Annotated in this window: 23 protein-coding genes, 1 tRNA gene and 1 pseudogene; 15 read left to right on the top strand and 10 right to left on the bottom strand. The window is 73.9% G+C overall.

Going from position 1 to position 23,435, the window contains the following annotated elements; genetic code table 11:
- The first annotated feature begins 3 nt into the window (after positions 1-3).
- From HCJ94_RS17270 to HCJ94_RS17225, 10 genes are all read left to right on the top strand, one after another.
- Complete coding sequence (locus HCJ94_RS17270) at positions 4-759, top strand: hypothetical protein (protein WP_168002056.1); 756 nt, start codon at positions 4-6, stop codon at positions 757-759.
- 78 nt (positions 760-837) lie between these two features.
- Positions 838-1,242, top strand: a complete 405-nt coding sequence (locus HCJ94_RS17265) for a hypothetical protein (RefSeq protein WP_168002055.1) — start codon at positions 838-840, stop codon at positions 1,240-1,242.
- A 2-nt stretch (positions 1,243-1,244) separates the two neighbouring features.
- Complete coding sequence (locus tag HCJ94_RS17260; protein ID WP_168002054.1) at positions 1,245-1,736, top strand: hypothetical protein; 492 nt, start codon at positions 1,245-1,247, stop codon at positions 1,734-1,736.
- A 4-nt stretch (positions 1,737-1,740) separates the two neighbouring features.
- Entirely contained in the window at positions 1,741-2,214 is a 474-nt protein-coding gene (locus HCJ94_RS17255; RefSeq protein WP_168002053.1) for a hypothetical protein, read from the top strand.
- Between the two features lie 132 nt (positions 2,215-2,346).
- Positions 2,347-4,968, top strand: coding sequence for a hypothetical protein (locus tag HCJ94_RS17250; RefSeq protein ID WP_168002052.1), 2,622 nt, complete (start codon positions 2,347-2,349; stop codon positions 4,966-4,968).
- Between the two features lie 15 nt (positions 4,969-4,983).
- Positions 4,984-8,328: a hypothetical protein gene (locus tag HCJ94_RS17245; protein ID WP_168002036.1), complete on the top strand. Its 3,345-nt coding sequence runs from the start codon at positions 4,984-4,986 to the stop codon at positions 8,326-8,328.
- 15 nt (positions 8,329-8,343) lie between these two features.
- Positions 8,344-8,823 carry a hypothetical protein gene (locus tag HCJ94_RS17240; protein ID WP_168002051.1) on the top strand — a complete coding sequence of 160 codons (480 nt, stop codon included), beginning with the start codon at positions 8,344-8,346 and terminating at the stop codon, positions 8,821-8,823.
- Between the two features lie 13 nt (positions 8,824-8,836).
- The gene (locus tag HCJ94_RS17235; protein ID WP_168002050.1) at positions 8,837-9,721 is read left to right on the top strand and encodes a peptidoglycan recognition protein family protein; all 885 of its coding nucleotides are present in this window, start codon (positions 8,837-8,839) and stop codon (positions 9,719-9,721) included.
- Entirely contained in the window at positions 9,718-10,047 is a 330-nt protein-coding gene (locus HCJ94_RS17230; RefSeq protein ID WP_373684328.1) for a hypothetical protein, read from the top strand. The genes HCJ94_RS17235 and HCJ94_RS17230 overlap by 4 nt, the downstream gene beginning before the upstream one ends.
- 13 nt (positions 10,048-10,060) lie before the next feature.
- Positions 10,061-10,423, top strand: coding sequence for a hypothetical protein (locus HCJ94_RS17225; RefSeq protein ID WP_168002049.1), 363 nt, complete (start codon positions 10,061-10,063; stop codon positions 10,421-10,423).
- 145 nt (positions 10,424-10,568) lie between these two features.
- Here the strand turns inward: HCJ94_RS17225 and HCJ94_RS17220 are convergent, their stop codons facing one another.
- The 6 genes from HCJ94_RS17220 to orn all read right to left on the bottom strand — a co-directional run bounded on the left by HCJ94_RS17220 (position 10,569) and on the right by orn (position 14,750).
- Positions 10,569-11,099: a hypothetical protein gene (locus HCJ94_RS17220; RefSeq protein ID WP_168002048.1), complete on the bottom strand. Its 531-nt coding sequence runs from the start codon at positions 11,097-11,099 to the stop codon at positions 10,569-10,571.
- Positions 11,100-11,197: 98 nt separating this feature from the next.
- On the bottom strand, positions 11,198-11,419 hold the full coding sequence (locus HCJ94_RS17215; protein ID WP_168002047.1) for a hypothetical protein: 222 nt from the start codon (positions 11,417-11,419) through the stop codon (positions 11,198-11,200).
- A 459-nt stretch (positions 11,420-11,878) separates the two neighbouring features.
- On the bottom strand, positions 11,879-13,117 hold the full coding sequence (locus HCJ94_RS17210) for a helix-turn-helix domain-containing protein (RefSeq protein WP_168002046.1): 1,239 nt from the start codon (positions 13,115-13,117) through the stop codon (positions 11,879-11,881).
- 115 nt (positions 13,118-13,232) lie between these two features.
- Complete coding sequence (locus HCJ94_RS17205) at positions 13,233-13,400, bottom strand: hypothetical protein (RefSeq protein ID WP_168002045.1); 168 nt, start codon at positions 13,398-13,400, stop codon at positions 13,233-13,235.
- A 583-nt stretch (positions 13,401-13,983) separates the two neighbouring features.
- Positions 13,984-14,056 (bottom strand) — tRNA-His (locus HCJ94_RS17200).
- Positions 14,057-14,153: 97 nt separating this feature from the next.
- Positions 14,154-14,750 (bottom strand): oligoribonuclease, encoded by a 597-nt coding sequence (gene orn, locus HCJ94_RS17195; RefSeq protein WP_168002044.1) that lies wholly within the window; start codon positions 14,748-14,750, stop codon positions 14,154-14,156.
- A gap of 68 nt (positions 14,751-14,818) precedes the next feature.
- Here orn and HCJ94_RS17190 point away from each other — a divergent pair, with 68 nt between their 5' ends.
- Positions 14,819-16,069, top strand: a complete 1,251-nt coding sequence (locus tag HCJ94_RS17190) for a glycosyltransferase family 87 protein (protein WP_168002043.1) — start codon at positions 14,819-14,821, stop codon at positions 16,067-16,069.
- Between the two features lie 520 nt (positions 16,070-16,589).
- On the opposite strand, the pseudogene HCJ94_RS17185 reads toward HCJ94_RS17190, so the two are convergent.
- The 4 genes and pseudogenes from HCJ94_RS17185 to HCJ94_RS30930 all read right to left on the bottom strand — a co-directional run.
- Positions 16,590-17,027, bottom strand: a pseudogene (locus tag HCJ94_RS17185) (hypothetical protein); the annotation flags it as partial.
- A 143-nt stretch (positions 17,028-17,170) separates the two neighbouring features.
- Positions 17,171-17,908, bottom strand: a complete 738-nt coding sequence (locus tag HCJ94_RS17180; RefSeq protein ID WP_168002042.1) for a YcnI family copper-binding membrane protein — start codon at positions 17,906-17,908, stop codon at positions 17,171-17,173.
- A 17-nt stretch (positions 17,909-17,925) separates the two neighbouring features.
- Entirely contained in the window at positions 17,926-19,590 is a 1,665-nt protein-coding gene (locus HCJ94_RS17175; RefSeq protein ID WP_168002041.1) for a copper resistance CopC/CopD family protein, read from the bottom strand.
- A 61-nt stretch (positions 19,591-19,651) separates the two neighbouring features.
- Positions 19,652-20,290, bottom strand: coding sequence for a zf-HC2 domain-containing protein (locus tag HCJ94_RS30930; RefSeq protein WP_168002040.1), 639 nt, complete (start codon positions 20,288-20,290; stop codon positions 19,652-19,654).
- A gap of 107 nt (positions 20,291-20,397) precedes the next feature.
- Between HCJ94_RS30930 and HCJ94_RS17165 the strand changes: the two genes are divergently transcribed.
- The 4 genes from HCJ94_RS17165 to HCJ94_RS17150 form a co-directional block, all read left to right on the top strand.
- On the top strand, positions 20,398-20,982 hold the full coding sequence (locus HCJ94_RS17165) for a sigma-70 family RNA polymerase sigma factor (RefSeq protein ID WP_168002039.1): 585 nt from the start codon (positions 20,398-20,400) through the stop codon (positions 20,980-20,982).
- Positions 20,983-21,041: 59 nt separating this feature from the next.
- Complete coding sequence (locus tag HCJ94_RS17160) at positions 21,042-21,560, top strand: MauE/DoxX family redox-associated membrane protein (RefSeq protein ID WP_168002038.1); 519 nt, start codon at positions 21,042-21,044, stop codon at positions 21,558-21,560.
- Positions 21,553-22,266, top strand: a complete 714-nt coding sequence (locus HCJ94_RS17155) for a DsbA family protein (RefSeq protein ID WP_168002037.1) — start codon at positions 21,553-21,555, stop codon at positions 22,264-22,266. The genes HCJ94_RS17160 and HCJ94_RS17155 overlap by 8 nt, the downstream gene beginning before the upstream one ends.
- Positions 22,263-23,435: hypothetical protein (locus tag HCJ94_RS17150; RefSeq protein ID WP_309227324.1), on the top strand; the 1,173-nt coding region annotated here is incomplete at its 3' end. The genes HCJ94_RS17155 and HCJ94_RS17150, both read left to right, overlap by 4 nt.

Genomic DNA, 23,435 nt, shown 5'->3' with positions numbered 1-23,435 from the left:
GTCGTGGCGGAGATCCTCAAGAACGTCCGGCTCTACGCCGGCGGCGCCGACCTGACGGGCGCGTCCAACAAGATCGACGCCGGGGCCGAGGTCGAGGAGAAGGACGTCACGACCTGGAAGTCCTACGACGCGGCCAGCGACAAGGTGTGGAAGGAAGTCCAGGGCGGCACCGCCTCGGCGAAGATCACCGGCAGCGGGTTCTGGCCGGCCGGCGACCCCCTCGCAGTCGACGACGCGCTGTTCGCCTCGCTGGGCGGGCTGTCGTCCTGGTCGGCCCTGCCGAAGGGCAGCGCGTTCGGTGACCTCGCCTGGCTGACCAACGCGATGGAAGGCCAGTACCAGTTCCTGGGGGCACAGGGCGACATCGCTCCCTGGACCGGCTCCTGGTCCTCGTCGGCGCCGCTGGCGCGGGGGATCGTCGCGCACCCGCCCGGCGCCGCCCGGGTGGCCACCGGCTCCGGCACCGCCGTGCAGCACGTGGCCGTGCCCGCCGGCGGCGAGCTGCTGGTCGCGCTGCACGTGCTGTCCATCGCCGGCACCGCCGCCCCGACCCTGACCGTGTCGGTGGAGTCCGACGACGCGCAGGCAATGCCCAGCCCCACCACCCGCGCCACGTTCACCCCGGCCACCGCCCTCGGCGGGCAGTTCCGGCGGGTGGCCGGCCCGATCACGGACACCTGGTACCGGGTCACCTGGACGATCTCCGGCACCAACCCGAGCTTTTTGTTCCTGGTCACCCTCGGCGTCGTCCCCGCCTGACCTACCCCCCACCCCGTCACCACCCGGCAGCCTGCGCGCGCGTCGGGCAGCCCGTCACGCCCGAGGAGGGCTCCCCTCATGCCATTCATGGTGCTCAAGGCGTCGTTCCTGTCCCTGGACGGCGTCGACCGCAGCGCGAACTGCTCCAAGATCGAGGTCACCGCCGAGGTTGAGGAGAAGGATGTCACCACCTTCGCCTCGGCCGGGTGGAAGGAAGTCCTCGGCGGCATCGCGTCCGGCAGCCTCGCGCCGACGATCAAGAACGACTTCGCCGGCATCGACGCTGCGCTGTGGCCCAAGTTCGGGCTGCTCATCCCGTTCGAGGTCCGCGCCAGCAACGCGGTCGTCTCGGCGGCGAACCCGAAGTTCACCGGCAGCGTGCTCGTCAAGAGCCTCACCCCGATCAGCGGCTCGCCGGGCGACGTCAACGAGGCCTCCTACACCTGGCCGACGTCGGGGCCGATCGTCCGCGCCATCGCCTGAGTATGGACCACGTGGTGGTCGAGCCGGACCACCGCAACTTCGCCCAGGTGGCCCGCGCCCTGCAGGACGAGGCCGACGGCACGCAGTGGCGCGCCGAACTCACCGCGGACCTGCACGAGGCCCTCGAGCCTGGCGTGACCGCCGCCCGCGGGGCGATCCTCGGCATGCCCAGCGCGGGCCTGCCCCACGGCGGGGAGCCGCTGCGCGTCGCGGTGGCCAACCAGGTCGTCTCCGAGGTCAGCCTCGGCCGCAACCCCGGGGCGCGGATCCGGGTCCGCAAGCGGGGCATGCCCCGCGGGTTCCGCAACGCCGGCAAACGCCTCAACGCCCGCCGCGGCTGGCGGCACCCGGTGTTCAGCCCGGACGTCTGGACCCACCAGCTCGGCGAGCCGGGCTGGTTCGACGACACCATGCGCCGCCTGCACCCCAAGTTGCGGCAGGCCGCGCTTCGCGCCCTCGACCGCAGGGCGCGCCGCATCACCAGGAGGGGATAAGAGAATGATTCTCGTTTACACGCCGGAGGGGCAGCCGGAGCAGCGCTGGGACATCCAGCTCGGCCGGCTGCGCTGCCAGGAGACCGAGGCGATCGAGCGCCGCACCGGCATGCCCTACGGCAGCGAGTACAAGCAGCAGCTGCTGCAGGGCCAGGTCCTCGCGCGGCGGGCACTGCTGTGGACGCTGCTGCGCCGCACCCACCACACCCTGCGCTTCGAGGACGTCGACTTCGCCGACGAGGAGCTCGAGCTGCAGTTCGACCGCGGCGAGTGGCAGCGCATCCACGACGAGGTGCGCGACAACCCGGCCCTCGACGACGAGGACCGCGCCGCCCGGCTGGCCCTCATCCGCGCCGAGATCGACAAGCTCGACGCCGAGGCCGCCGAGGCCCCCGCGCCGGCGGAGGAGCCGGACCCGGCGTACGCCGACCTGGCGGGAAAAGCCCCGGACAGCGCCTGCGCGACCACAACTGGATAGCCCTCGCCGAGGTGCTGCACATCCCGCCGTGGCAGACCGATCAGCTGACCCATGACCAGCTGACCCAGGCCATCCGCTACATCGAGCAGCTCCGCAAGGAGTCGCAGAAGACCAGCTGACCTGGGAGGTGTCGTGTCGGACACCTCCCTGGTCTTCAACGTCACCGGCCGCGACCGCGGCGTCAACGCCCTCCTGGCCAAAACGGCGGCGAACGTCCGCGCCTCCAACGTCGCCGGCGCTGCCTCCACCGTCGCGCTCGGAGCGGCGATGGCCTCGGCCGGCGCGCACGCCGTGGCGCTCGGCTCGTCGGTGATGGGCGCGGTCGGCGCGATCGGTTTGCTGCCCGGCATGGTCGCCGCGACGGCCGCCACGGTGGTCGGCGCCAAGGCCGTCACGATGGGCCTCGGCGAGGCCTGGAAGGCCACCGGCGTCGCGGCCGCCGGTGGGGGCGGGCGGGCGATCAACACCGCCAAGGCCGTCGCCGCCGCCCAGCGGGAGGTCCGCGCCGCCACCCAGGCCCTCGCCGACGCGCAGCGCGACGCGCTGACCGCGCAGCAGGCCGTCACCCGCGCCCGCGCCGACGAGACCGAACGCCTCGAAGACCTGGCCCGGTCCGTCGAGGAGGCCCGCCTCGACGAGGAGGAGGCCGTCGCGGCGGTCACCCAGGCCGAGCGGGACCTGGCCGACGCCCGCGCCACCGGCAACCCCGACAACATCGCCGCGGCGGACCGGGCCTACCGGCGGGCCCAGCAGACCCTCGACGGGATCCGCGACCGGGTCGAGGACCTGTCCGCCGAGCAGGCCGACGGCGCCCGCAAGGGCGTCGAGGGCAGCGACGCGGTGCAGGCGGCGCTGCGTCGGCAGGAGGATGCGCAGCGGCAGGTGGAGCAGGCCGCGCAGCGCCTCGCCGACGCCCAGGACGCCGTGCGCGAGGCCTCCGTGTCCGCTGCCACCGGCGGGATCGACCCGGCCGCGCAGGCCCTCGCGAAGCTGTCGCCGAACGGGCGGGCGGTCATCCTCACCCTGCGCGCCCTCGCCCCGGCCTGGCAGGCCGCCGCGAGGGCGGGCCAGCAGGCCACCTTCCGGGGCGTCGCCGGGGACCTGCGCGGCCTGTCCTCGACGTACCTGCCCATGGCTACCCGCTGGCTCGTGCGGATGGGCGGGTCGTTCAACCTGGCCATCCGCCAGTCCGCAGGCCTCGCCCAGACCAAGCAGTTCGTCGACGACGTCGGCCTCGTCACCGGCAACACGTCGACCGCGGTCGACCGGCTTGCCCGCGCGGTCCGGCCGGTGATCAACGGGCTGATGCAGTTCGCCGCCGTCGGCAGCGGGTTCCTGCCCGGCATGGCCGGCGAGGTCCTCAGCATCGCGCAGCGCTTCGAGCGGTGGGCGATCGCCGCCCGCGAGTCCGGGCGGATGCAGCAGTGGATGGCCACGGGCATCGCCGTGCTCAAGGACCTCGGCGCGATCGCCGGCAACGTCGTCGGCTCCATCCGGGCCGTGTTCGCCGCCGGCGACGACGGCGGGGCCACCCTCGACGCCCTGGTGCGCGGCACCGCCGCCATGCGCGCCTGGCTGGAGTCCGCCGAGGGCCAGGAGCGAGTCGGGCAGGTGCTGTCCACGCTGCGCGACATCCTCGGCGGGCTGGCATCCGGATTCACCAGCACCGACGCGCCGGCCGGAGCGTTCTGGGACACGCTCAGCGTCGGCGGGACGGTCGTGTCATTCCTCGCCGACAACACCGATCTGCTCGCCAAGGCGCTGCCGTACCTCGCGGCCGGGTTCCTCCTCAGCCGCGCCGCGCAGACTGGCGCGAACATCGCCGCCATCGTGTCCCTGCCGCTGAAGGCGGCCGAGGTCGCCGCGACCTGGGGCATGCGCTCGGCGATCCGCGCGCAGACCGCCGCGCTGATCCAGAACACGGCGGTCGCCAGAGGCGCTGCCGCGGCCAGCCGGGCCAACACCGCCGCCACCGTCGCCGGTGACGCCGCCACCAAGCGGTCCGTCGCCGGGATGATCGCGCAGCGGGTCGCGCTCATGGCCAGCCGGGCGGCCACGGCGCTGGCCACCGTCGCGCAGTGGGCCTACAACATCGCGCAGATGGCCAGCCCCACCACGTGGATCATCCTGGCCATCGTCGCGCTGATCGGCGTGATCATCCTGATCGCCGCCAAGACCGACTGGTTCCAGAAGGCGTGGAACTGGGCGTGGGGCGGGGTCAAGGCCGCCGCCGCCGCCGTCGGCGACTGGTTCATGAACACGCTGTGGCGCCGGTTGATCCTCGGCACCTACAACAACATCGTCAACGGCGGAACACGGTTCCTCGGCTGGTACCTCGGCCTGCCCGGCCGCCTGGCCAAGGGCCTGGCCCGGGTCGGGTCGATCATCCTCTCCCCGTTCAAGTGGGGCTTCAACCAGATCGCCCGGTTCTGGAACAACACCGTCGGCCGGCTGTCCTTCACCGCGCCGAGCTGGATCCCCATGTTCGGCGGCATGGGCTGGAGCATGCCGAAGCTGCCGATGCTCGCCAAGGGCGGCACGTTCACCGCCGACGGCGGCGCCGCGATCGTCGGTGAGGACGGCCCCGAGGTGATCACCGGGGTGCGCGGCGCGTCGGTGGTGCCGCTACCCAAGAGCGGCGGCGACAGCGGCGCCGGCGGCGGCCGCCGCGGCCGCAGCCGGCTCGTCATCGTCGCCGGGGACCGGGAGGCGGTCGCCGAGCTGCGCAGGTTGCAGGAGCAGTACGGATTCTGACTCGGGGGTGCCGTCGTGGGTGTGTACCCCCAGTCCGGGCTGCCCGCCGTGGTGGAGATCGCCCCCGGCGCCGACCTGTCCGCCGACCCGGGCACGTGGCCGTGGGAGGACGTCACCGCCGACTGGCGGCTGCGCGACGGCATCACCATCAGCGAGGGCCGCGGCGACTGGGGCGAGCACGTCGACGCCGGCTCCATCGGCCTGGTCTTCGACGACCGGTCCGGCGACTACGGCCAGTACAACCCGGCCGGGAAGTGGTACGGGCTGCTCGGCCGGGACACGCCGCTGCGGGTGCGGATCCGCCGCGGCTCCGACGCGTTCGGCCGTACCAGCGTGGACAGCTGGGGCATCAGCGACAGCGGCCAGCAGTGGACCAACGTTGGCGGCGCCAACGCCGACTACCAGGTGGTGCCCGGCGCCGCCCGGCACATCATCCCCGCGGCCGCCGGCGCCGCGCACGTCTCGGCGCTGGCCGTCGACCTAGTCGACGTCACCGTCGAGTTCACCGTCACCGTCCCCGTGCTGGCCACCGGCGCCCAGATCACCACCGGCGCGGTCGCCCGATGGCGCAACGGCGGCGCCGATCACTACGTGTGCGAGGTGCACGCCTTCCCCGACAACACCGTCCAGCTGCAGCTGGCCCGGGTGGTCGGCGGCACCTTCACCACCATCCGCGCGTCCCAGGCCGTACCGGGCCTGACGCACGCCGCCGGCAAGACCTACCGGGGCGAGTTCCGGGTCGTCGGCGAGCAGCTGCAGGCGCGCGTGTGGGACGCCGCCGCCGTCAGGCCGGCCGTGTGGCACGCCGACATCACCGACGACGTCATCACCGGCCCCGGCACCGCCGGCCCGCGGTCACGCCGCGCGTTCGGCAACACCAACGGCACCGTCACCCTCTCCTACTCGGCGTTCGCGGTGCTGGTCGACCTGGCCGGCGGCTACGTGCCCGCGTGGGTGCCCCGCCGTGACCTGTCCGGCAAGGACCGCGTCGTGGCGGTCACCGCCCACGGCAGCCTGTACCGGCTGCAGGCCAGCTCGGGCAAGCCGCCGCAGCGGTCGGTGATGCGCCGCGCCTACGCCGCCTCCGGGGCGCTCGGCTACTGGCCGTGCGAGGACGGCGGCGCGGCCGGTCAGGTCGCCTCCGCGATCCCCGGCGTGCCGGCCGCGACCGTCAGCGGGCCGGCGGTGGAGTTCGCCGACATCGTCGCTTTGGTCGGCCGCAACTGGACGCTGAACTACGGCACCCACCGCGCGGTCAACCTGGCCAAGGGCGCCACCATCACCGCGATCGTGCCGGCGCCGGCGAACCCCGGTGCGTGGACGATCGCCGTGCACGCCCGCATCGACCCCGACGCCATGTCCGGTGACACCGTGCTGGCGTCCTGGCAGACCCCGGGCGGCACCTACGAGCGGTGGGAGATCCGCTTCACCAAGAGCCCGGACTATCGCGAGCGGTTGATCGGCTACTCAGCGGCGGACGTGCCGACCGTGCTGGTGGAGTCCTTCGGCATCACCAGCGCGTTCTCCTCTTTCTACGCCAGCGCGCGGCAGTCCGGCGGCAACATCATCGTCGAGTACAACGGCAACCCGAGCGTCAGCGTGGCCGGCACGCTGTCTCCGATCACCACGGCGACGCTCAACGCGTCGAGGACGACCAGCACCACGACGATGCCGTTCGGGCACCTCGTCGTGTGGGACGCCTCGCCTCCGCCGATCGCCTTCAACGGTACCGACGATGCGTTCCCGCCGCTGCTGTCCTACGAGCACGAGCCGGCCACTGACCGGCTGGCCCGGCTCGTCGGTGAGGACGGCTTCGCCTTCGCCGCCCCCGCCGCCGCCGCCGGCGGCGCCGGCGGCGCCCAGCCCATGGGGTGGCAGCCGCGCGAGGCGCCGCTGCCGCTGTACCGGCAGGCCGAGGACGTCGACGGCGGCGTCCTATACGAACGCCCGTTCGCACTGGCGTACCAGCCGCGCACCGCCCGGTACAACCAGCCGGTCGCGCTCGCGCTCGACTCGGCCGCCGGCGACCTCGCCGAGCCGCCCGAGCCGGACCCGGCGGGGCAGGGCTACCGCAACCGGTGGACCGTCAGCCGGCCCGACGGATCCTCGGTCGTCGCCGAGACGCCGGAGGCAGCCAGCGGCGAGGCCATCGTCTACGACGACACCGCCGACCTGGTCGTGCAGAGCGACGCGCAGCTGGCGGACCAGGCCGGGTGGCGGCTGCACCTGACCAGCCGGGACACCCTGCGCTGGCCCCGCCTCGAGCTCGACCTGGCCGCGACGCCGCACCTGATCGACGCGTGGCTCAACTGCCGCATCGGCTCCCGTATCCAGGTGGCCAACCCGCCGGCCGACCTCGCCGGGCAGGACATCGACGTCCTGCTCGAGGGGCACACGACGAAGCTCGGGTACAAGGACTGGGACGTCACGCTCACCTGCTCGCCGGCCGGGCCGTGGGACGTCGCGACCGTCGACGGCCCGCAGCGGGTGCCCGCCCTTGGTTCCACTCTCGCCGGCGAGCTGGCCGTGGCCGGTACGTCGCTGCTGCTGGCGTCGACCGAAATCAACGGCCTGTGGGGCCAGGACCCGGCCGACCATCCGGTGGACATACGCGTCGGCGGCGAGCGGGTCACCGCGTCGTCGACCGGCCCGATGGTCTCCGACCCATTCACCCGCAGCGGCACCGGGTGGGGCGTCGAACCGGTCAGCGGACTGGCCTGGCTGCTGCTGGGTGCGTCGAGCGGCTACAGCACGAACGGCACCCGCGGGACGCACGTATACGCCGCGGCCGGGCAGACCCGGGAAGCGACCCTAGCTGTGGGCGTCGCGGACGTCGACGTGACGGTGATCTTCGGCGTCAGCGTGGCGGCGGCCGGCGCCAACCAGGAACAGCGGGTCGTGCTGCGCCGCACCGGGGCGGCCACGTTCCTGGACGTACGTGTGTTCCGGCTGACCTCGGGCACGCCTACGCTCGCGATCCGGCAGTTGCTTGCCGGAGCGGAGACCTTCATCGGTTTCCCGCCGATCCTGGGCGCGACGGCCGCCGGTGACATCACCGTGAAGGCGTCTGCCCGCGGAGGCAAGCTGCGCGCGAAGGCCTGGCCGACCGGGACTGCGGAACCGGGCCCGTGGACGTTGGAACTCGATGTCACCCACCTGGCTGCGGGCGATTTCTGCATCTGGTCGAACGTGCCCGGCGGGAGCACGAACGCGTTTCCGCTGTCGCACTCCTTCGATGACGTCACGATCACGCACCCGCAGCGGGTGACGCTGTCCGCCCGCGGTGTCGGCGGCGTGCAGCGCACCTGGCCAGCCGGAACGCCGGTGGACGTGTGGGCGCCCGCCGTAACGCCGCTGTGAAAGTGAGGCCGCCGGATGACCAGCCCCACACCGTTCCAGTCGGGCCAGTACCTGTTCCCGCACCGCCTCAACCGACCCTGGACGACGTACACGCCGTCCTGGACGTCGACCGGCACCTGGCCGACCCTCGGCAACGGCGTGCTTCTCGGCAAGTGGCGCTACCTCGACGAGGAGCGGGTGCACATCCGGATCGCGCTGCGACCCGGATCCACCACCACTTTCGGCACCGGCCAGTACCAGTTCTGGCTACCGCCCGGCATCCCCGCCGCCGCCGGCGCCCCGGACCCGACGCTGGACGCCGTCGCCCTGATGGGCGGCGCGCTGTACAAGTTCCTCGGCTGGGCCAACACCGCGACCGCCAGCGCGGACCGGCTCAACATGTACAGGCCCAACATCAACACCCAGGAGAACCTGGCGTCCTGGACGAACACGTTGCCGGTCGCGTTCGCCAACGGCCATTCCTTCTCGATGTCCGGCTACTACTACTACGCGTAAGGGGTGGCCGGCCATGGCTCGTCTGCTCTGGCTGCCGGCGGTGCTGCGCGCCGCCGGTCTTACCGTGCACGAGGTCGACGGCTGGGAAGGTCGCGGCGCCGGCACGTTCGGGCCGGTCGTCGGTGTGCAGTGCCACGAGACCCGCGGCTCTCGCACCTCCACCGACGCTGGCGAGATCCGCGTGCTGGTGCACGGCCGGCCGGGCCTCTCCGGTCCGATCGCGCAGCTGTACCTGTCCCGCAGCGGGCACTGGTGGGTCGTGGCGTCCGGCACCGCCCACCACAACAAGGTGGGCTGGGCTGGACCCAACCGCGGCCACGGTAACGACTCCCTGATCGGTGTCGAGGCGCAGCACGCCCTCGGCGAGCCGTGGACCGACCGGCAGTACGACTCCTACGTGCGCGGCGTCGCGGCGATCATCCGCCACCTGGACATCCCGGTCGGGCGGGTCAGCGGCCACAAGGAGCACCAGCCCGGCGAGAAGAGCGATCCGGGCTTCGACATGGGCCAGTTCCGGCGCGACGTCGCGCTGGCCGGGAAGGACGACGACATGCCGTACAGCGAGTCCCAGCTCAAGGCCCTCCCGTGGCAGTACAACGGGCGCGGCATGCCCGGTGTGCCCACCGGCCGCAGCACCCTGTGGGTGCTCGGCACCATCTACAAGATGGTCGAGCTGATCGCCAAGCAGGTCAACATCGACCCGCAGGAACTCGCGCAGATCAAGGCCGCCGCCGAGCAGGGCGCGGCGGCCGCCGCCGACGACCTGATCGCCGCGGTGCTGACGCGGCTGCCCGAGGACATCGGCGGCATGACCCACGAGCAGTTGGTAGGCGTCGTGGCCACCGGCGTGCGGGAGGCGTTCGAGGGCGGTCTGGCCCCCGACACCGCGCAGGGGTGACCGTGGAGCCGCTGCTCACCATCGCCGGGGCCGTCGTGGCCATCGGCGGCGCGACCGTCCTGCTCGGCAAGGCCGGCCGGTGGCTGTGGCGGCGCAGCCGCCAGCTCGGTCACCTCCTCGACGATGTGCTCGGCGAGCCCGAGCGCAACGGCCAGCCGGCTCGGCCGTCGCTGATGGCCCGCGTCGCCGGTATCGAGGACCGGGTCGCGGTCATCGAGAAGCGCTCGGCCGTGATCGAACACGAGGTCAAGCCCAACGGCGGCAACAGCCTCAAGGACCAGGTGACCCGCATCGACCGGGCCCTCGAACCCGACCCGCCTTTCTGACAGGAGCCCCACCGTGCCCGTCTCCGACCGGATCGCCGCGCGCGTCCGCACCGCCTGGCCAATGCTGCTGGGCTACCTCGCCGCCCGCCTGCTCGACGTCGGCGCCCCGGTCGCCGACTGGCTCACCGTCACCCTCGGCGTCACCGTCACCGAGGCGCAGGTCGCCGCCGTGCTGGGCCTGGTGCTCGGCTACGGCGTCTACGAGGCCGGCCGATGGCTGGAGCAGCGCACCGGCGTGGGCAGGCCCGCCCGCCTTGCTCGCCTGCTCGGCCGGGCCCTGCTGTCCCTCGGCCTGCACACCGGCCAGCCCACGTACCTACGCCGCGGCGGTGTCATCCGGTCCGACTACACTCCCCGTTGGGCTCAGCGACCCTGACCACACCCGTACGACGAACGCCCCCTCACCTGGCCTACGGGCCGGGTGAGGGGGCGCTTTCGTCGTTACATCGTGGGTCGGCCGGATCCGGGACACGTGCCCCGGCTGCCCATCGCCTGGTGCGGCGGGCAGGACGATCCGGGGGCTACGCCGACACGGGCTCCGCAGTGGGAGCACTGACTCTGTGGTGCCATTCGCGGACTCCTTGGGGGATCTGGTAGTCCGGGTAGGGGTCGGTCTCGGGCTCGGCCTCATCGCCCGACGCGGCCGTGCCGCGCAGGTAGACCACCGACCGGTCACGGCAGGTGATCCGCAGCGCGGACGGCGGCGGGTCGCCGCCGGTCCAGTCGCCGACGCCCGGGGTGGCGCACAACTCCCACGAGGCGAACGGCTCCGGTCGGGCGACGTCGAGCAGCTGGTGGGCGAGCACGAGGATCCGCCGGGCGCGCAGCCGCGGGGGCGGCATCTCGCCGAGCGGCATGGGCCGGGCGTCCCGCGGCGGGACCTCGGCCCAGAGCATGGCGTACGACCCGTTCTCGTGCTTCGCCTTGACTCCCGGCGGCGACTGGCCACCCGGCTGGGTGTCCGCGCCGTAGCGGGCGACCTCGACGATGTCGGGGTGCTCGGCCGCCCGCAAGAGGGCCTCCATCACGTCCAGGGCCTGGGATACCTGCACGGCGCTCTCCTGATCGGTCGGGGATCGTGGCAGCTCACGGGGCCGGGTCAGTCTACCGGCGGCACCCGGCGGCGCTCGGCTCCAGCGCACCGTCCGCGTCACCTGACGCCGGGCATATGCGGCAGCTCGACCCACCCGACCAGGGCTGTGGGCAGGTCCTGCGCGTCGACCGTGAGCCACACACGGCCCTGCGGCGTCCCGTCACGTCGCAGCTGCGCCCCGGCCACCTCGACCCTGTCGCCGTACTTCAACGCCGCATAGTCGACGCGCACGAGGATCGGCCAGCCACCGTGCACCAGCTGCAGGACTGCTGCTCTCACCGCTGGCCACCAGTGCGGGCACGCTGCCCGGGCGTGAGCAGCGGCGCGTTCGGCCAGCGCGACGCCGCGCGCCGGCGCGGATCCCCGGCGGACGCGTCGAAGAACGCGCCGCACCGGTGCGGACAAACCGTCGCGACGCCGATCGCCGTCGCCGGACGGTTACGCCGCCGATACCACCGTCGCAGCAACGTCAACGGCCACATCATGTTCGCCTCCCGGGTCCGGGGGCGCGACGACGGTGCCGCTCTCCTGGGTTGGCACCGCCGCCGCCACCCGGGGCGCGGACACCCAACGCTCGCCACGTCGAGTCACGCCGCGCCCGGCTGATCGGGTTGACTGGCCGCGCAGCGGGCCGTAGTCACTCCCTCACCCGATGTTCGATCCAGCGCGGGCGGCGAGCCAGGTACAGCGTGTGCGACAAACCCCGGACGGGCGTACTGCTGGTACGGGACGTACCAGTCAGACGGGCTGACACCCCACCAGCGACGCGAGGTCGGCCAGCTCGGCGCTCATCGCCCGCCGCCGGCCCTCCGCGATCGTCTGCACGATGTCCCGGGCGTAGCGCTGATGGCGCAGCCACGCCGGCGCGGTCTCCCTCAGCTCCAACAGCACACCGGTGGCCTCGCCGTACTGTCGGCGGGCGGCGTGCGCCCACGCCACGTCCAAGCGGTGCCGCTGCCAGCTCGACGCGACCGCGGTCGGCCCGGGCGGCACCGCCTCGGCGAGTTGCAGCACCCGGCCGGGATCGCCGACCACCGCGGCGGTCTCCACCCGCTGCATCAACACCCGGGCCGTGTCGAACCCGCCGACCATCATCAGATGACCCGGCTCCGGTACGCGCTCGCCGATGCGCACCGCGGCCGCCTCGGCCGCGTCGACCAGCTCGGCCGCCTCGTCCGGCCGGTTGTCCCGTGCGTACGCCGCGGCGGCGCCCATGAGCAGCCACCCCCAGGCGGCCAGCTCCGCCGGCCGGGCCCGAGAGAAGCGAGGCTCGATCCGGTCGGCGGTGGACACCGCCAGGTCCGCAGCCTCGGCGAGACGCCCCTGCCGCAGCAGCAGCCAGCACATGCCCTGCATGACCGTGGCGCCCACCACCTGGTCGCCACACTGCCGCGCCGCCTCCAGCGCACCGGCGAGCGCGGTCTGCGCCAGGTCCCCGGCGCGCAGCTGGATCAGCAGGTTACCCGTCAGGTGCTGGGTGCGGGCCAGCAGCGCATACGCGGCCTCGCGCTGCTCGTCGTCGACCAGCCCCGCCGCGGCCCGCACCTCGAGCAGCAACGGCGGCATCTCCGCCAACGCCCGCGCGTAGTCGTTCGACTGGTACGCCCGGTCGACGGCGCGCAGCCGCGACCGCAGCACGTCCAGTCCCGGCGGCTCGACCGACGGCGGCGCGATCGGCGCGCCGGCCAGATCGTGCACGGGCGCGACAGCGCGCCGGATCTCAGCCAGCGACAGCGGCCGGTGGTCTGGCTCGGCTCGGGCCGCGGCCTGCGAGGCATCGCCCAGCAGCGCCGTGGTCGGCACACCGAGAGCCCGGGCGAGCGCGTGCAAGGTGTCGAGGCGGGCGCTGCTGCGCGTGCCCTGCTCCAGCTTGCGGATGATCTCGACACTCACCCCCGCGCGTTCCGCGAGCTGCTCCTGCGTCAGCGTGGACTGGCGACGGATGCGGGCGAGATTCTCGCCGGTCGTAGGCGTCATCGTGTCCCCCAGGTAGCGGTCTGGGCGGCGGGCTGCCGACCGCTACAACCGACAGCCCCGCCACTTCGGACGGTACACCCGTCGCGACACCCCCGCTGGCCGCGACAGCCTGCGGTCACTCGACCGATCGGAGGTGCCTGCCGGGCCGCCCACCGGCGAGCCGCGTACGCAAGCGCTGCAGCCTGTTGACGTACCGGTCGGCGAAGGCCCGCCGGCGGCGGATGGCGACTAGCACCGCAAGGATTAACACCAGATGCGCGACACCGATGGCGACGCCGACCATCGCCGCGATGCTGCTGGCGGGACGCCCGTCGCCCTTTGTCGCCCCGCCGTGTGCTTGCGCGGAGGAGCGGACGCCACTTGGTTCCGGTAGCACGGCCGCGGCAGGGGACGCCGAGGACGCCGGTGGCGTCGATGCGCGGAGCGTCGGCCGTACGGCGACTGACGTCCGGCTGGTAGGCGTGGGGCGCGTCGACGTGCTTGGGGGGAGCGACTTTCGGGGAGACGCTGACGGGGTCGCGCTGGTTGCTGTCGGCGCGGGCGGACCCACACCGTCGAGGAGTTCGCTCAGATCGCCGCCGTCGGCGGGACGAGGGTTAGGTGGCGTGACGAGCACGGCGGTCAGGATGAATGCGACGACGATCCGCAAGACCGATGGCCTCCTGAACGTACGTTTGTGATCAACGGAAGACACACCGTAGTCACAATTGGCCGCGCTCGGTCAAGACTTTTCAACGATGAAGATTCGCGACGTCAACCAGGCGAAGCGTCCCGCTCCTGAGCCATTCCCCTACCGGGCCCCTAGAAACGGTCAGGCCCCCTCCGAGGAGGGGGCCTGACCTGCGCGGGAACTGACCCGAACGCCGGGTGACTGATGGGAATTGAACCCACGACAACCGGGACCACAACCCGGTGCTCTGCCAACTGAGCTACAGCCACCATGCCGCCGCGCCGGTCGCCCGGGCGGTGCGGACCAATAATAGCCCCACCCCGGCCCGCTCCGTCCAGCGGGTTCGGCCGGACCGACCTGCCGCGCCTAGAGCTGCGCCGCGACCGCCTTCGCGCTCTCCACGTCCGGCCCCGGCAGGGGTACGAAGATCGTCCGCCGGTAGTACTCCAGCTCCCGGATGCTCTCCCGGATGTCGGCCAGCGCCCGGTGCGCGAGACCCTTCTGCGGCTGCCCGAAGTACACGCGGGGGTACCAGCGCCGGCAGAGCTCCTTGATCGACGAGACGTCGATCATGCGGTAGTGCAGGTGGGTGTCGAGCCGGGGCATGTCCCGGGTGATGAAGCCCCGGTCGGTGGCGATGGAGTTGCCGCAGAGCGGGGCGGTGCGCGGATCCTTCACGTGGCTGGTGACGTAGTCGAGGACCATCTGCTCCGCCTCAGCCAGCGTCACCGTCGACCGCCGCACCTCGTCGGTCAGCCCGGACTTGGCGTGCATCGTCGCGACGATCTCGGGCATCGCGTCCAGCGCCGCGTCGTCGGCGTGGATCACCACGTCGACCCCCTCGCCGAGCACGTTGAGATCCGGGTCGGTGACGAGCGCGGCGACCTCGATCAGCTTGTCCTTGCCGAGGTCCAAGCCGGTCATCTCACAGTCGATCCAGACGAGAAGATCTGCCACCGGCACAGCCTACGCGCAGCGCAGCGGCCCGCGCGCCGCGCACCGCACCGTGGGGCGACCGTTAGGGTTTCCCCGTGCCAGCCGAATCCGTCGCACCGCCCACCGTCACCGACGACGACCCCGGCGGCCGTACGGTCCGTCGCATCGTCGCCGTGCTGGCGCTGGCCGCGGTGCTGCCGGCGCTCTACCTGCCCGGGCTGGTGCACGACTTCTTCGACCTGAAGATCTACATGCGGGCGATGGACTGGTGGGCGGCCGGGAACCCGCTCTACGACTACGTCCAGCCGGACCGGGTGCAGGGCGTCCTCTACTTCACCTATCCCCCGTTCAGCGCCCTGCTGCTCTGGCCGTTCTCGCTGGTCAAGCTGGGTACGGCGGTGGCCGCGTTCACCGTGCTCACGCTGGTGGGCGTCGTGGTCACCACCCGCTGGCTGGTCGACCCGGTGATCACCCGGCACCACCTGCCCCGCGCGTTCACGCTCACGGTCGCCGTGCTGCTGGTGCTGGCCGTGGAGAGCACCCGGGAAACCATCACCTTCGGGCAGATCAACATGCTGCTGGTGGTGCTGATCCTGGCCGACCTGCTGTTCGTCGTACCCCGCAACGGGCGCTGGGCCGGTGTGGGCGTCGGCCTCGCGACGGCGCTGAAGCTCTTCCCGGGCATCTTCATCGTCTACCTGCTGGTCTGCCGGCGGTGGCGGGCGGCGGCCGTGGCGAGCGCGACGGCGGCCGCCGCGACCCTGGTCGCGGCGGCGGTGGCACCCCGCGACTCCTGGCGGTTCTGGACGCACGAACTGTGGGACACCGAGCGGGTCGGCCGCACCGACTACACCGGCAACCAGTCGCTGTTCGGGTTGCTGAGCCGCCTCACCGCGCCACAGGAGCCGGAGCGCCTGATCTGGCTGGCCCTCGTCGTCCTGGTGACCGGGTACGGGCTGTGGCGGGCGGCGCGGGCCGCCCGCGCCGGGGACGCGCTCACCGGCCTCACCCTCACCGGGCTGGTCGGCGCCCTGGTCAGCCCGATCACGTGGACGCACCACATCTACTGGTTCGTCCCGGCGGTGGTGGTGCTGGTGGACGCGGCCCTCGCCGCGTCCGGGGGCGAGCGCCGCCGGCTGCTGACGGCCGCCGTCGGCACGACCGCCGTCATCGTGTACGGGGTGGTGTCGTTCCAGGACTGGGGTACCGCCCAGGTGCCCACCGACTCGGTGGGCGAGTTCCTCGTCCGCAACGCGTACGTGCTGATCAGCCTGCTGCTGCTGGTGGGGCTGCCGGTGCGGACGGGGATGGACCGCACGGTCCAAACGGACAGACTTCCCGAGTAGCCCTCTTCAGCGCTAATCTGGTCTCAACTACCACAGACGACGCTGCGGTAGCACCGAATCCCCCGGTGAGGACGGCCCTCCGTGTCGGCAGCACGGAGGGCCGTCCGCGTCCACCGTCCCGCCCGGGCCGGTCCGCTGTCGCTCAGGAGGTCGGATCGGCCGGGACGGCCGGGCGCACCAGCGCCGGGGACGGCTCCTGCCGCGCGGCGCGTTCGGGCCGTGACCCGGCTTCGGGACGCGACGGCGACTCCGGCCGCAGGGCCCGCTCGCCCGGCGCGACCCGCCCGGCCGGCCGGACCGGCTCCGTCCGCGACGTGGGTGCCGGCGGGGCGACATCCGCGCGCCTGGTGGGTGGCCAGGCGAGGGACAGGTCCACCTCGGACGGCCGCAGCGGCGCGACGCAGCGCGTGCCGTCCCGGCCCGCCCGGCCGCGCCGGCCGTCGCTCCACGACCCCTCGCCGGACCCGTCCGGCCCGCACCCGTCCGGTCGCCCCACGAGGTCGGCCAGCGTCGTCGGGCGGCCGGCCGGCACCGGCCCGGTCGCGGGACGGCTCGTCGGCACCGGTCCCAGCGCCGGCCGGGGCCGGTCGAGAGGCGCGCCGACGGACGCCAGTTGGCGGGCCGGCGCGACCGCGCGCTCGCCGTCCCGGGCCGGCTGGGCGCCGAGCCCGCTCAGCGACGTCACCCCGAGCCGGCCGGCCAGCACGGGCACCTGGTCCGGCTCGACGACGAAGACGACCTCGCGGGGGCGTACCGGCCGCAGCAGCAGGAGCAGGGCCGACGCCACGAACAGCACCCCACCGGCCAGCAGGCCGGTGGTGACCGGGGCGGTCCAGCCCGCGCGCAGCTCGGCGCGCAGGTCCAGGGTCAGATCCGCCCCGAGCACGGCGCCGGCGAGCAGCGCCGGAATCCCGACGGTCAGCAGCAGCACCCCGGTGAACACCCGCACGATCCGCATTGGCCTCGTCCCCCTCCGTAGCCGGACACCCGGCCGACCTTACCGACACGGGCCGGGCGATCAGGGGATATCCACGGCACTGGTCCCGGAAAGGCGCCGGCCCGCCGGTGGTGTCCGACGGGCCGGCGTTGCGGTGCGTACGGTCACGCCTTCGGCGCGGTCTCCCGCCGGGTCCGGGCGAACGCCAGCCCGCCGAGCGCCAGGCCGGCCAGGCCGGCGACCAGGCCGGCGGCGCCGAGGCCGGTGGCGAGCCCGGTGCCCTCGGCCTCGTCGTCGTCCGCCTCGACCGCGCTCTCCGGGGCGGTGTTCGCCGCCGGCGCGGCGGACGGGGAGGCCGCCGTGAGCTTCAGCACCGGCGCCGGGCTCTCCGGCTCCTCGCCGCCGGCGGTCGGCTCCTCGATCCAGCGCACGACGCTGCCGTCCGAGTACGTCTGGAGCGACTTGAAGACCATCTGGTCGACCTTGGGGAGCGGGCCCATCGAGACCGGGAACTCCTGGAAGGTGCCGGGCTTGATCACGGCGTCCGGGGCGGCGGTCCAGGTCAGCTTCGACACCGCCTCGGTGAGCTGGCTGCCGTGCACCTCCACCGGCTGGTCGAGCTTGCGCTTCTCCACCGCCACCGTCCAGCCGGGGACCGGCATCGTCGAGACCGAACCGACCGGCGCGTTCTCCGGCAGCACCACCTCGACCTTCGTGGTCGACGCGGTGTCGCTCTCGTTCGGCACCCGGAACGCGAGCCGGGCGTAGCCGCCCTGGGTCGCCTCCTTCGGGTTGACCGTGACGTGCGCCGACGCGGGAGCGGCGAAGCCGAACACGGCGGCGGCGACGGCACCGAGGGCGAGCGTGACGGCGGCGGTTGCGGTACGCCGGAGACGGATCATGGAATGGGAACCTCTCTCTACCGGACGGGCACGGTGGCGGTCACCGTGGCCTGGTCGATGTCGGACGTACGGACCGTGACGCGCAGCTGCCACTCCCCCGACGCCGGCAGGTTGATCTCGCCGGTCACGTGGTTGTCGGTCAGTGGCAGCAGCGGCACCTCGATCGGCTCGATTCCCGCGGACGGCAGGGCGGCGGTGGCCCGCCACTCCACGACCGGCTGGGGCCGGTTGTCCGGGGTGTACGCGTAGAAGTGGACGCTGTTGTTGCCCCGCTCGGCCGGGTCCACCTCGACCTGGACGGAGCCCAGCGAGCTGGACAGCGTGGTCGAGAAGTAGCCGCCGGCGCTGCCGGCGGTGTCGGCGGCGGCGGTGCGGGCCGGCGTGGTCTGCACCAGCGTGGCCGTGACGCCGAGCACCACGGCGGTGATCGCCAGCTCGGCCCAGAGCGCCCGTCGCACCAGCGTGGGCCGGCCGGCGGCGGTCCGCCGGCGCACCAGCGCCCGGGAGTACGCCGCCACGGCGATCACCAGCACGAACAGCCCGATCTTGCCGAGCAGCAGCCGCCCGTACGTGGTGCCGACCAGGGCGCTCGGGGTGGCGACCTCGATCAGCGCCTGCACGACGCCGGCGAGCAGCAGCGCGGACACGGACAGCGCGGCCCAGCGGGACCAGATCGGCAGGATGGCCCCCAGCTCCCGCTCGTCGGCCTGCCGCAGCAGGAAGACGGCGAGCATGACCAGCCCACCGAGCCAGACCGCCATGCTGCCCAGGTGTACGGCGTCCACCACGACGGAGACCGCCGGTGCGGGTGACGCGGCCGGGTGCCCCGCCAGCGGCCAGGTCAGCAGTGCCGCCCCGCCGAGGATGCCGAGGATCACCAGGTCGGTGCGGCCGACCGGCCCGGCCAGCAGCGGCCGGAGCAGGAACGCGGCGGCCGCCAGCAGGCCCAACCGGACCAGGTGGGCCGCGCCGAACATGCTGCCCAGCACCCCGCTGAACCCCTCGCCGGTGACGTCGAACACGCCGCCGCCGGCGGTGTAGGGCACCTGGAGCCAGAGCGTCGCGAGGGTGGACGCCACCACCAGGCCCAGGCCGGTCCACGCCAGGCGGGTGGGGCCCCGGCGGGACAACCGGCGCGGCCAGAGCGCGGCGAGGACCAGCGCCGGGCCGACCAGGAGCAGCAGGCCCGCGTATCCGACGTACTTGGCGACCTTGACCGCCGTGCCCACCACCGGGTCCGCCCGGTTGTCGTCGCCGGTGTCGACCGGCGGCGGCGAGGGGGCACCGACGGAGTACGTGAACGCCCCGGAGACCGGGTGGCTGTCGGCCGAGATCACCCGGTAGCTGACCAGGTAGGTGCCCCGGTCGCCGGCCGGGTCGACCGGAATCGTGACGACACCGCCGTCGAAGCTGGGCTCGCCGCGGTCGGCGCGCGAGCCGTCCGGCGCAATGACGCGGATCTTGCCGGGCACCTTCCGGACGGACTCGCTGAACGTCAGGACGACCTCGGCCGGCGCGTTCGGCACCACGGCCGACGCGACCGGGCTGCTGCTCACCAGCACCGCGTGGGCACTGGCGGGACCGGCCGGGGCGACCAGCAGGGCGACGAGGACGAACAGGAGACCGGTAGCGGCGCTGAGCCGGCCGAACCAGCGGCGGAGGGCGGCAGTCATGTCGGTCATGCTCGCCCAGAACGCCCCGCCGCGCCCAGCCCGGGTGGCGACGGCACCAAACCGGCCGCGCTCACCCGCGCCCCGCCGCGACCGCCGGCGCGAACGGCCGGTCCGGCTCGCCACTCACCCGGCCCAGCGCCCACAGAAGCCCCGCCTGCACCACGGCCGCCAGGTGGCCGACCTCGTGCACCAGAGCGGTGGTGGAGTTGACGATGTCGACCGCGCTCGTGCCGGCCAGGCAGACCGCGAGCACCAGCGCCACCGGGACGAACGCGCGGGCCCGCTCGGGCCGCCACGCCGCCAGGGCGAACCCGACGGCGAGGGCGACGTCGAAGGACGCCATCTCGCGGCTGGTGTGCGGATCCTGCGCCACGCCGAGCCCGGCCAGCAGGACCGGCAGTGCGATCGACAACTGCGCGACCGCCGCGACCGCGACCGCCCCCCGCAGCACCTGGCGTCGGGCCCGTCGCGCGGCCGCCGGGGCGGTACGCGCCACGTCGGCGGCGACCGCCGCGAGAATCGGAGCGGTCAGGTCCGGCACGGCCACCGGCTGGACCCGGACCAGCCGGGTCACGTGCTCGGCGCGGGCCAGCCACGCGCGGCACGCCGGGCAGCCCTCGGTGTGGGCGTCGAGCACCGACGGCGCCGCCTGCGGGTCCTCCCCGTCCAGCCGCGCCGACAGCGCAACGCGTACGTCGTCGCAGTTCATGAGGAGGTAGTCGGGCGGCGCACCGGAAAAGTTCCCGACGTGGCGCAGGCCATGGAAGGGCCGAAGGGCCCTCCCGGCGCAGGGCGCTCCGCGTAACCTGGACTGTCGTGATCCCCGCCCAGCGCGACACCGCCGCCGCCGGTCCGGCCGAGGCCGCGGACGGGCCTGCGCGGGCCACCGAGTGGGCGCTCGCCGCCCGCGACGGGGATCCCGTCGCCCAGGCCGCGTTCGTCCGGCTCACCCAGGCCGAGGTGTGGCGGTTCGTCGCCGCGCTCATCGACCCGGACAGCGCGGACGACCTCACCCAGGAGACGTACCTGCGCGCGTTCCGGGCGCTGCCCGCCTTCGAGGGGCGCTCCTCGGCGCGGACGTGGCTGCTCGGCATCGCCCGCCGCGCCTGCGCCGACCACCTGCGCACGGTCGTCCGGCGACGCCGGCTCGACGCCCGGCTCGCCGCCGACGCGTGGACCGACCGGCCGCACCCCGACCCCGCCGGCCAGCTCGGTGCCGCCGACCTGCTCCGCCGGCTGCCCGCCGAGCGGCGGGGCGCCTTCGTGCTCACCCAGCTGCTCGGCCTGTCCTACGCCGAGGCCGCCGCCGTGGAGGGGGTGCCCGTCGGCACCATCCGGTCCCGGGTGGCCCGGGCGCGCGCCGATTTGGTCGAGGCGGTCGACGACGCGCTGGCCGGGTAGGGCCGGTGTCGACGTCACCTGCCCCCGGCCGGGAACTCCCGCCGGACGAGGAACGACCAATGACCGTGACCGCACCGAACACCGGCCGCTGGGCCGCCGTACGCCCTTGGGTCGGCATCGCCGCCCGGCTCGGCCTGGCCGCGGTCTGGCTCGTCGCCGGCGGCTCCAAGGTCGGTGACCTGGCCGCCTCCGGCCGGGCGGTCAACGCGTACCAGATCTTCCCGTACGACGTGGCGACCGTGATCGGCGCAGCGCTGCCGTTCGTCGAGCTGGCGCTCGGCGTACTCCTGCTGCTGGGGCTCGCCACGCGACTCGCCGCCGGGGTGTCCGCGGCGCTGCTGGTGGTCTTCGTCGCCGGGATCGCCTCGGCCTGGTCGCGCGGCCTCGCCATCGACTGCGGCTGCTTCGGCAGTGGCGGCCAGCTCGCCGAGGGGCAGGCCCCGAGCTACCTCCCGGAGATCCTCCGGGACCTGGGATTCCTGGCCCTCGCCGGGTTCCTGCTGATCTGGCCCCGCACGCCGTTGTCGGTGGACGGCTGGCTGACGGGCGAACCCGCCGTGGAGGACGAGGATGAGTAGTGGCAAGACGCGCCGGGACGCGGCCCGCGTCGTCCGGGAACAGATGGCCCGGGAACGCCGGCGCAAGCGGACGCTGTGGGTGTCCGTGGCCGCCGTCGCCGTGCTGGTGATCGCCGGCCTGATCGGGTGGAGCGTCTACTCCAGCCAGCGCGCCGACGAGTTCACCCCGCCTCCGGGCGCCAACGACGCCGGGACGGGCGTCGTGTTCGGCTCCGGGCCGGTCACCATCGACCTGTACGAGGACTACCTCTGCCCCGCCTGCAAGCAGTTCCAGCAGGTCAGCGGCGAGGCCATCGACCAGCTCGCCGACGAGGGCAAGACCCGCGTGGTCTTCCACCCGGTCGCCTACCTCAACCGCTTCTCCACCACCGAATACTCGACCCGGTCCTCGGCCGCCTCCGGCTGCGCCGCGGCCGGCGGGAAGTTCCGCGAGTTCACCGAGGCGCTGTTCGAACGGCAACCGCCCGAGGGCGGCGCCGGGCTGAGCGACGACCAGCTGATCGACATCGGGGCGGAGGTCGGGCTCAACCGGGACTCGTTCGGCTCCTGCGTCCGCGACGACACGTACGACGCGTGGACCGAGCACGTCACCGAGGAAGCCAGCAAGGCCGGCGTCACGGGCACCCCGACGATCCTGGTGAACGGGCAGCCGGTCGCCGACCGCTCGCCGGCGGGCATCCGGGCGGCGGTGGAGGCCGCCGGGTGATCCGTACCCTCGTCACCCGCGCCGGCCTGGTGCTCGCCGGCACCGTCGCCGCGACGCTCGCACTCGCCGCGCCGGCCGCGGCACACGGGGCGGACGCCCCGGACGGCACCGACTACCGCACCGAGGTCAGCGCCGTCACCCCGGCCCGGGCCGGGCTCAGCGTCCGTGCCGTGGAGGCCGGCGCGCGGCTGGAACTGACCAACACCGGGGACCGGCCGGTCGAGGTGATCGGCTACTCCGGCGAGCCGTACCTGCGGGTCGGCCCCGACGGGGTGTACGAGAACCGGCGCTCCCCCGCCACGTACCTGAACCGCACCCTCGCCGGGGACACCCGCATCCCGACGGAGGCGGACCCGGCCGCCCCGCCGGACTGGCGGCGGATCGACGGCTCGACGACGGTGCGCTGGCACGACCAGCGGGCACTGTGGCGGGAGTCCGCGCCGCCGCAGGTGCGAGCCGCCCCGGACCGGGAGCACCGGGTCCGCGACTGGGTGGTGCCGCTGCGCGCGGGCGGGGAACCCCTGGAGATCCGCGGCACGCTCGACTGGGTGCCGCCGCCGGACGCGTACACCTGGTGGGTGGCCGCCACGCTCGGCCTGCTCGCGGTGGGTGCGCTGGGGCTGCTCCCGGCCGGGTCGGTGCCGGGTGGGCGGGCCCTCGCGGTGCTGGGCGGGCTGCTGGTCGCCGGCGGGGTCGCCGGCGTGACCTACAGCGTCGGCCGGGAACTGGACGCCGGGGCGGACGGGATCGGCCCGCTGCTGCTGGGGCTGCTCGGCGGTCAGGTGTGGCCGCTGCTCACCGGGCTCGGCGCGATCGCCGCCGGGGCCTACGCGCTGGCCCGCCGCCCCGCGGCGGACTTCGCGGTCGCGCTGGCCGGCGCCTGCCTCGCCCTGTTCGCCGGTGTGGCGAACGCGGCGGTGTTCGCCCGCGCGGTCGCCCCGGTCCCGTGGTCGCCGACGACCGCGCGGCTGCTGGTCGCCGCAGCCCTGATCACCGGCACCGGCGCGCTGGCGGCCGGCGCCCTACGCCTCCACTCCACCTCCCGCACCCCCCACCCCCCCCCCCCCACCCCCCCCCCCCCCCCCCCCCCCCCCCGAACCCCCGCCCCCCCGCCCCCCACGACCCCGCAGAACACCCCCCCCCCCACCGCCGGGCAGGGTAACCGCCCC

Origin of the sequence: Micromonospora thermarum (genome assembly GCF_012034245.1) — a bacterium.
GTDB classification, from domain to species: Bacteria; Actinomycetota; Actinomycetes; order Mycobacteriales; family Micromonosporaceae; genus Micromonospora; species Micromonospora thermarum.
This window is presented reverse-complemented; position numbering and strand designations above follow the sequence as displayed.